This is a genomic window from Marinobacter lutaoensis, assembly GCF_001981305.1.
GTDB lineage: Bacteria > Pseudomonadota > Gammaproteobacteria > Pseudomonadales > Oleiphilaceae > Marinobacter > Marinobacter lutaoensis.
This window is the reverse complement of record NZ_MSCW01000023.1, coordinates 1-1,499: the sequence shown is the minus strand read 5'-3', so window position 1 is coordinate 1,499 and position 1,499 is coordinate 1. Positions and strand designations below refer to the sequence as shown.

1 protein-coding gene is annotated in these 1,499 nt (G+C 65.9%); it reads left to right on the top strand.

All coding sequences use genetic code 11. From position 1 onward, the window contains the following. Positions 1-21: 21 nt before the first annotated feature. The coding region (locus BTO32_RS17520) for a toxin VasX (protein ID WP_139339143.1) at positions 22-1,499 on the top strand (1,478 nt) is incomplete at its 3' end.

Here is a 1,499-nt window from a genome sequence, read left to right as displayed (position 1 = left end):
GACGCCAGGGAGGGTGGACACATGGGCGTACCCGTAACCGATCCGATCACCGCCGGGGACCGGCAGAGCCTGGCGGATATCACGGCGGAGGGGGCGTGTCCGCTGACACGAACCGACATCCAGCTGATCCCGGTGCGCTATGCCTATGCGGACATGGCGGCGGAGCATGACGCCTTGGTGCCGGGGTATCCCCTCGGCTTCCAGCCGATTGGCATCCGCCAGATTCGCGACGGTTATCTCTATCTGTTTCACGCCGAGGCGCCCGACATCCTGCACGAATACCAGGTCCGGGCGGGCGGCGCGGTCAGCAAACGCCTCTGGACCGGCGATGACGCCGCCCGGGACCAGCGTACCGGAACACCGGACACCCCGGCGATCGTGGTCCCCCGCCGGGGCCACATCGACGTGCTGTTCTCGTCGACCCCGCTGACGGCGAAGAAGTGCAGCCTGTTGATCCGCTGGCGGAGCTATCGCCAGGAGGTGATGACCCGGGTGTCCCTCGCCGGCGTGTGCCCAATCCGGGGCGGTGCCCGGTTGCTGACCAAGCCGGATCTGGAACAACGGCTCAGCCACCCCGTTGCGTTCACGGTTCCGATGGACGGCCAGAGCGCCCTGGCTCCCTGGTACTGGGCCCAAGACACCCTGGATGGCGACACCGAGCCCTTCGCACACCGACTGGCGACCTACGAACAGGATCATGCCTACCTGGTCGTGGACGACCTGATGGGGCACCTCTCCGACCTGCTGGATGCCTGGGCGATCGTCGACACCAACCACAACGCCTGGCTGGAACGGGAAGATGCCCGTTACTACTCGGCCTGTTTCATCCGCGACCTGATCCGCCTGGACAGCGACCGGGTGGGCGAACTCGCGACCGCCTTCGCCGAGCAGGCGGACGACGCCGATGCCCGGGCCGTGTTTGCACGGATCGCCCAGGCCGACGAGGACCAGAAAACCGAACTGGCGCGACGGGTCAAGGCATTTCCCGAGTACCGCCACAGCGTCCGAAAAGTCGCTGGGCCAAGCACCCATGATTTCAGGCCCGACGACCGGGCCCGGATCCAGGCCATGCGTGACGCGCTAAAGGCCCTGGCCGATGAGCTGACGCTGGCGCCGAACGCCGTGCTCGATGCCATCGAAACCCTGGCGGACCACCAGGCGCGCCTGATGGACGGCTCGGCCTTCAGTGGCGAACAAGGCATCGCCGACCTGGTGCGGCTGGACGACATGACCGCCTATCTGGACGAAAGCGAGACGCACCTTGCGTGGTTTGAGGAAGAAAAGCGGCGCATTGTCGCGGATCTCCAATGCCTGCTGGAGCGCTTCTACCTGCACGGCCACCTGTACGACCGGGCGCGCGCGCAAGACTACCTCACCTTGCTGGGCATGGACAACGCGCTGCTCACCGTGCTGACCGAATGGTCACAGGCAATCGGCGACTTCCGTTTCCTGAAGCGCTTCTACTTTGGCGACCTGGGCCACCAGCACCTGGTCACCTT